Origin of the sequence: Streptomyces sp. NPDC006265 (genome assembly GCF_040613555.1) — a bacterium.
GTDB lineage: Bacteria > Actinomycetota > Actinomycetes > Streptomycetales > Streptomycetaceae > Streptomyces.
Genome location: NZ_JBEXSH010000514.1, coordinates 1 through 6458, shown reverse-complemented (window position 1 = coordinate 6458; position 6458 = coordinate 1). Strand labels below are relative to the sequence as shown.

The 6458-nt window shown below is 67.5% G+C and carries 8 protein-coding genes and 1 pseudogene; 8 read left to right on the top strand and 1 reads right to left on the bottom strand.

Annotated features, from left to right (window positions below):
- The 6 genes and pseudogenes from ABZ281_RS32280 to ABZ281_RS32255 all read left to right on the top strand — a co-directional run.
- On the top strand, nt 1-537 hold a 537-nt coding region (locus tag ABZ281_RS32280; protein ID WP_356661258.1), incomplete at its 5' end, for a CHAD domain-containing protein.
- A gap of 87 nt (nt 538-624) precedes the next feature.
- Complete coding sequence (locus tag ABZ281_RS32275) at nt 625-2580, top strand: TIGR03960 family B12-binding radical SAM protein (protein WP_356661256.1); 1956 nt, start codon at nt 625-627, stop codon at nt 2578-2580.
- Nucleotides 2581-3400: 820 nt separating this feature from the next.
- The gene (locus ABZ281_RS32270) at nt 3401-3616 is read left to right on the top strand and encodes a hypothetical protein (protein ID WP_356661254.1); all 216 of its coding nucleotides are present in this window, start codon (nt 3401-3403) and stop codon (nt 3614-3616) included.
- 139 nt (nt 3617-3755) lie between these two features.
- Nucleotides 3756-3944 (top strand): annotated as a pseudogene (locus ABZ281_RS32265) (hypothetical protein); the annotation flags it as partial.
- 7 nt (nt 3945-3951) lie between these two features.
- Nucleotides 3952-4356: a Scr1 family TA system antitoxin-like transcriptional regulator gene (locus ABZ281_RS32260; protein WP_356661262.1), complete on the top strand. Its 405-nt coding sequence runs from the start codon at nt 3952-3954 to the stop codon at nt 4354-4356.
- Between the two features lie 285 nt (nt 4357-4641).
- Complete coding sequence (locus ABZ281_RS32255) at nt 4642-4848, top strand: hypothetical protein (protein ID WP_356661252.1); 207 nt, start codon at nt 4642-4644, stop codon at nt 4846-4848.
- Between the two features lie 198 nt (nt 4849-5046).
- Here ABZ281_RS32255 and ABZ281_RS32250 read toward each other — a convergent pair whose 3' ends face one another.
- Complete coding sequence (locus ABZ281_RS32250; RefSeq protein WP_356661250.1) at nt 5047-5622, bottom strand: hypothetical protein; 576 nt, start codon at nt 5620-5622, stop codon at nt 5047-5049.
- A gap of 222 nt (nt 5623-5844) precedes the next feature.
- Between ABZ281_RS32250 and ABZ281_RS32245 the strand changes: the two genes are divergently transcribed.
- Nucleotides 5845-6030, top strand: coding sequence for a helix-turn-helix transcriptional regulator (locus tag ABZ281_RS32245; RefSeq protein ID WP_356661260.1), 186 nt, complete (start codon nt 5845-5847; stop codon nt 6028-6030).
- Nucleotides 6030-6458: GNAT family N-acetyltransferase (locus ABZ281_RS32240; protein ID WP_356661248.1), on the top strand; the 429-nt coding region annotated here is incomplete at its 3' end. The genes ABZ281_RS32245 and ABZ281_RS32240, both read left to right, overlap by 1 nt.

Below are 6458 nucleotides of genomic sequence, written 5' to 3'. Positions count from 1 at the left end.
GTGGCTGGGCCACGGCGAACGGGCGGCCTTCCGGCTGCTGCGCGCCGTGGGCACCTGGCCCTGCTCGACACCCTGGACGCGCTGATCGCCGACCCGCCGCTGCTCAAGGCGGCCGGCGAGGAGCCCCGCAAGCCGATCGCCAAGGCCGTGCGCAAGGACTTCCGCAAGGTGTCCCGGCTGATCGCGCAGGCGTCGGACCTGGAGCCCGGCACCGACCGTGACGTCGCGCTGCACGAGGCACGCAAGAAGGCCAAGCGCACCCGCTACGCGGCGGAGGCGGCCGAACCCGTCCTCGGCGAGCCGGCCAAGACCATGGTCAAGTCCATGAAGGCGCTGCAGAACCGGCTCGGCGAGCACCAGGACAGCGTGATGGCCCGGCAGGCCCTGCGCGAGCTGTCTGCGGTCGCCCACGCGGCGGGGGAGAGTGCCTTCACCTACGGCCTCCTCCATGAGCGCGAGGAGCAGCGGGCGGTGCGCGTGGAGGCCGAACTGCCCGGGTTCTGGGACGGGATCAAGGGCGGTGCGGCGGCCCTGTGACCTTCCTGCGTGCGGAGGCTCCCCGCGATCGCGTTAGTCTGGATGGTCACCCCTGTCAGTTCAGTCCAGCTCACGAAGGTGCGCGACATGCCTGCCGAAGTCGCTGCGTCGGTCTTCCCGCAGCTCGAAGCTCTGCTCCCGCATGTGCAGAAGCCGATCCAGTACGTCGGCGGAGAGCTCAACTCCACGGTCAAGGACTGGGACTCCTGTGACGTCCGTTGGGCACTCATGTACCCGGACGCCTACGAGGTCGGTCTGCCCAACCAGGGCGTCATGATCCTCTACGAGGTGCTCAACGAGCAGCAGGGCGTCCTCGCCGAGCGCACGTACAGCGTGTGGCCGGACCTCGAGGAGCTCATGCGGGAGCACCACGTCCCGCAGTTCACGGTGGACAGCCACCGGCCCGTCAAGGCCTTCGACGTGTTCGGCCTGTCCTTCTCCACGGAGCTGGGCTACACGAACATGCTGGCCGCCCTCGACCTGGCCGGCATCCCGCTGGCGGCCAAGGACCGCGGTCTGGACGACCCGATCGTCCTGGCCGGCGGCCACGCGGCGTTCAACCCCGAGCCGATCGCCGACTTCATCGACTGCGCCGTGATCGGCGACGGTGAGCAGGCGGTCCTGGAGATCACCGCGATCGTCCGTGCCTGGAAGGCGGAGGGCCGCCCCGGCGGCCGCGAGGAGCTCCTCTTCCGCCTGGCGAGGACGGGCGGGGTGTACGTCCCCGGCTTCTACGACGTCGAGTACCTGCCGGACGGCCGTATCGCCCGTGTCGTGCCGAAGCGCAGCGGGGTCCCGTGGCGGGTGTCCAAGCACACCGTCATGGACCTCGACGAGTGGCCGTACCCCAAGCAGCCACTGGTCCCACTGGCCGAGACGGTCCACGAGCGCATGTCGGTGGAGATCTTCCGCGGCTGCACCCGAGGCTGCCGTTTCTGCCAGGCCGGCATGATCACCCGCCCGGTGCGCGAGCGCTCCATCACGGGCATCGGCGACATGGTCGAGCAAGGCCTGAAGGCGACGGGCTTCGAGGAGGTCGGCCTGCTGTCCCTGTCCTCCGCCGACCACACGGAGATCGGCGACATCGCCAAGGGCCTCGCCGACCGCTACGAGGACGACAAGATCGGTCTGTCGCTCCCGTCCACCCGCGTGGACGCCTTCAACATCGACCTGGCGAACGAACTCACCAGGAACGGCCGCCGCTCGGGTCTGACCTTCGCCCCGGAGGGCGGCTCGGAACGCATCCGCAAGGTCATCAACAAGATGGTCTCGGAAGAGGACCTGATCCGCACGGTCTCGACGGCGTACGGCAACGGCTGGCGCCAGGTGAAGCTGTACTTCATGTGCGGCCTGCCGACCGAGACCGACGACGACGTCCTGCAGATCGCCGACATGGCGACGAAGGTCATCGCCAAGGGCCGCGAGGTCTCCCGCTCCAACGACATCCGCTGCACGGTCTCGATCGGCGGCTTCGTCCCCAAGCCGCACACGCCCTTCCAGTGGGCCCCGCAGCTCTCCGCCGAGGAGACGGACGCGCGTCTGCAGAAGCTGCGGGACAAGATCCGCGGCGACAAGAAGTACGGCCGCTCCATCGGCTTCCGCTATCACGACGGCAAGCCCGGCATCGTAGAGGGCCTGCTCTCCCGCGGCGACCGCCGCATCGGCGCGGTCATCCGCGCGGTCTACGACGACGGCGGCCGCTTCGACGGCTGGCGCGAGCACTTCTCGTACGACCGCTGGATGGCCTGCGCCGACAAGACGCTGCCCGCCTTCGGTGTCGACGTCGACTGGTACACCACCCGCGAGCGCACCTACGAGGAGGTCCTCCCGTGGGACCACCTCGACTCCGGCCTGGACAAGGACTGGCTCTGGGAGGACTGGCAGGACTCCCTCGACGAGACCGAGGTCGAGGACTGCCGCTGGACGCCGTGCTTCGACTGCGGGGTGTGCCCGCAATTCGACACATGGCCACAACTGAGCCCCACGGCAGGTAAGAGCCTGCTCCCCCTGACCCCCATCAACACCGGCAGGGAGGGGAAGTGAGCAGGTCAGGGAGGCCGTTACCTGCCCCTGAGCGGGCCCGTGAAGCGGTAGCCCAGGCGCTGGCCAAGCTGTCCGAGAACGAGCGAGAGCAGGCCGTACAGGTGCTCTCCCGGACGGGTGCTCGACGTGTGGAGCGAACCCCTGCCCTCGCTCCTCGCACTCCACTACCGACAGAGGTAGAGGCGCCCCGAGTGGCCGTCTCTGCCTCGGTCGAGTGGGTGTAGCCGGACCCTGTCCACAACGCAGGAAGGAGCCCCGACCCTCCCTTGAAGCCAGGGAGAGCCGGGGCTCTGTGGTTGGTGTGGGTGTGGCTGTCTGCTGGCCGCTGAGTGAGCGGCCGAGGAGTTGGGCCCGAGGCTGCGTGATCGCTTGCGAGCATGGCGCGTGGTGCGTCCCTCGCCGGTCGGGTGGCTGTCGACGTGCGCCGACTCGGGCCGGATGGGGTGGGGGACGACCCCCTGGGTGCGTTCTTCCGGACCGCTACGTCTTACCGCCCAAGATCGTGCCGAAGTAACAGGGGCGCGACTCCAGAGCGCGAACACGCAGGTCAGGCCGAGTCCTCCCCGGCCGTAAACGCCTCGGTCTTGTACCGCGCCATCGCCTCGCGGCGCTCCTTCGCGTACTGGGCTTCAACGGCCTCGGCCGTGATCCCCATGCTCGCCATGATGGGGTCCAGGATCCTCTCACTGAAGCATTCGTCTGTCTGTGTGAAGAGCTGGCAGTCCGCCTTCAGGTCCGCGCACAGCTTGGCTCGGCCGGTCTCGGAGACGATGTCTGGGATGCGCTCGCTGCCGCAGCGAGGGGTGACAGGCTCCCCGAGATGGACGATCCGACAGCCTGGCTCGACATGCAGGCTGAGCGTGCGGCGGCGAACGTCATGACACCCGAGGGGTACGCCGTGACGCTCCTCGATCTCGGCATTGATCCAGACTTCGAGGAGCTCGCCTACGAGGAATGGAGGCGCCACCGGCACGCCCGCCGGGGGTGGCGTCGGATGGTGCCACAGCGTTCGGCGAGATCCTCGGCGACGCAGTGAGCCGGAAGGTTGGCCCTCCTGTCGCGAGGCTTTTCATGCAACAACATGCATACCCGTGAACGTGCATGGACGGCCGGGCATGACGCTCGTACGGTCATGTCCAGCGGCCCAACAGGGCCGACAGACAAGGGGGTTTCGCATGGCACGCGAAGAACTGACTCGGCTTACCGGCAACGGAAACGGCGAGTGCGGCGAAGACGACTGCCCGAATGTCTACCGGATCGAGCGGGGAACGTTCGTCGTGCAGGGCGACGTTGCCGACGCCTTCGCTCCGCCGCGGGGGGAAGGGCTTGTGGAGATTCCCGAGAGCGTTCTTCGGGAGGCTGTAGGGAAAGCTGGAACGGCAAGCCGTCCTCTACGACGCGTCGAAACAGTTCACATTCCTTCTGACCGAGCAAGCAATTCGTTGGCCGGTGGTTTCGCCGTTGCCTCTGGCCGAACAGATGGACCGATTGGCCTCCCTGTCCTACCTGCCGAATGTGTGCATCGGCGTAATTCCCGTGGGGGCGGCAACTCTCAGGGTTCCGCTGAATACTTTTACGATCTACGACGCTTCCTTGGTCACCATCGAGACTTCGGCGGGGAGTCTCGTACTGCGTGACGGCCGAGATGTTCAGACCTACCTGAAGGAATTCGCAGGATACGAGGAATGCGCGTTGTTCGGGGAGGGACTTCGTGCGAGGCTCGCCGAGTGGTCGGCCGCCTGCCGTGTGCATGACTTCAGTCGACAACGCGCATGAGGTGCCATCCGTTGCACGTTCCACGGGATCATCCTTCGGCAGACACGAAGTCGGGGAGGCCGTAAGGATGAGCACACCGAAGACGACGATGGCGGAACCGGTGAACCTGACACTCCCGCCCGAGGAGCCGGAACCCGTAGCAGGCTGCCGCGAATGTCTCAGCATTGCAGTGACCCGAGCCAACGCCCGATCGGTCGGGGACTACTCGAAGGTGTCCGACGCGAACGTCGTACTCCGGACGCACCTTCGGGAACAGCACGGGGCCGAGTGATGGTGCGCTCCGTCATGCGGTACGTGACGCACCGGATCACGCAGCATCCGGACACCGACGTGACGTTCGAGGCCGAGTGCCTGAAGTGCGAGTGGCAGGCAACGCCCTTGACGGACGGCGGGGCGGTCGACGTCGAGTGCATGAGCCACACGGGCCGGACAGGACACCAGGGGTTCCGGCGCTTGTGCACGTCGTTCGCTCTCGTCGAGCGAGCCAAGTAACGCAGACTCCGGCATGCCTCGGAACGGCGAGCAGTGAAGCCGAGGCGTGCCGGTCGAGAGCCCCCGTCGGTCGTTCCCCCGTGGCCGACAGGGGCTCTGCATTGAACGCAGAGACCCCGCCTGCCAGTGGGTGACAGACGGGGTCCGGTTACGTTGGGTCGACGGCCGGCTGAGTGGAGAGTAGTCGGCGCCAGAGCCTCACAGCTCGACGGCGAACGCGTCCTCCTTGATGACGAGCCGGTCTTGCGCGTCCTTGGGGAGGAGGACCCGAAGGCTCACGTCCGGGGCGCGCTGCCCCTTCACCTTCGTACGGGTCACCTCGCACTTGATGCCGACTCGTCGGGCGTCCTCCTCCAGCGCTTCGAGTCCTCCCGACTCCCAGCGTTCGCGCCACGTCTCGCCGTTGTGGACGTTCTCCCATCGGTCCTGAAGGGTCGCAGGGTCGACGGCATCCAAGTCCTTCAAGAGCTTGTCGAGCGTCGCCTGAGCCTGCTCCCGAGCGAACGCTGAAGAGGCGTACCGCCCTCCGGGTTCGAGCTCCTTCATGTAGTACGTCGCCGACTCCTTCAGCCGCTTCCCTTCCGACCGCACTTCCGATGCCTCGGCGTACTCGCGTACCTGCACGGGGAAGCTGCCGAGAGCCTTCAGCAGACGTTGCGAGAGAGCGAGGTAGAGAGCATCGGGGGCAGGGATGCCGAGCCCTCCGCTCTTGCAGTCGGTGCACCGCATGTAGGAGTAGGAGCGCCCCTTGTTCGAGGTCTTCTTGACGAGCATGTGCCCCTTGCAGTCCGTGCAGACGATGACCCCCAGGAAGCGTGTCGCCCCTCCCGGCTGCCGAGTCGGCTGCTTCCTCGATCGGCTGTCGAGTACCGCCTGAAGAGAGTCGAACTCCTCCTGAGTGAAGATCTCGGGAGCGACCCGTATCGGCTGGCCCTGCCTGTCGAGCACGAACCGGGAGCGGCGCACCCCTCCGTTCTTGTGCTGGCCAAACGCAAGATGTCCGTGGGTGAACTGGCGGAACGCGTCGGCATCACCCCCGCCAACCTGGCCGTCCTCAAGAACGGCCGCGCCAAGGTGGTCCGCTTCTCCACCCTCGCCGCGCTGTGCGAGGTGCTGGAGTGCCAGCCGGGAGATCTGCTGCGCTGGGAGACTGACGGGACGGCGGATCCCACAATGCTCTGATGGAGAACATCAGCATCCGCCCCGCCCGCCCCGCCGAACTCGCGGCCGTGGCCGGCCTCCGGTGGGAGTGGCTCGTCGAGAACGGCTCGCCAGACCTCGGCGAACCCGATGACTTCGTACGGCGCTTCGTCGCCTGGGCGGGGGAGAACGCCCGGACCCACCGCTGCACGGTGGTCGTCCGCGACGACCGGGTCATCGGCATGGCCTGGCTCGCGGTGGTGCAGCGGGTGCCCACGCCCCGGGCACCACGGCGGGCCTCCGGCGATCTGCAGTGCGTGTACGTCGTACCCGAGGCGCGTGACGGCGGACTCGGCGGGCGGCTCGTCCGGGCCGTCCTGGACGCGGCCCGCGAGCTCGGGCTGGAACGGGTGACCGTGCACTCCAGCTCACGGGCCATCCCCGCGTACGCCCGCAGCGGCTTCGAGGAG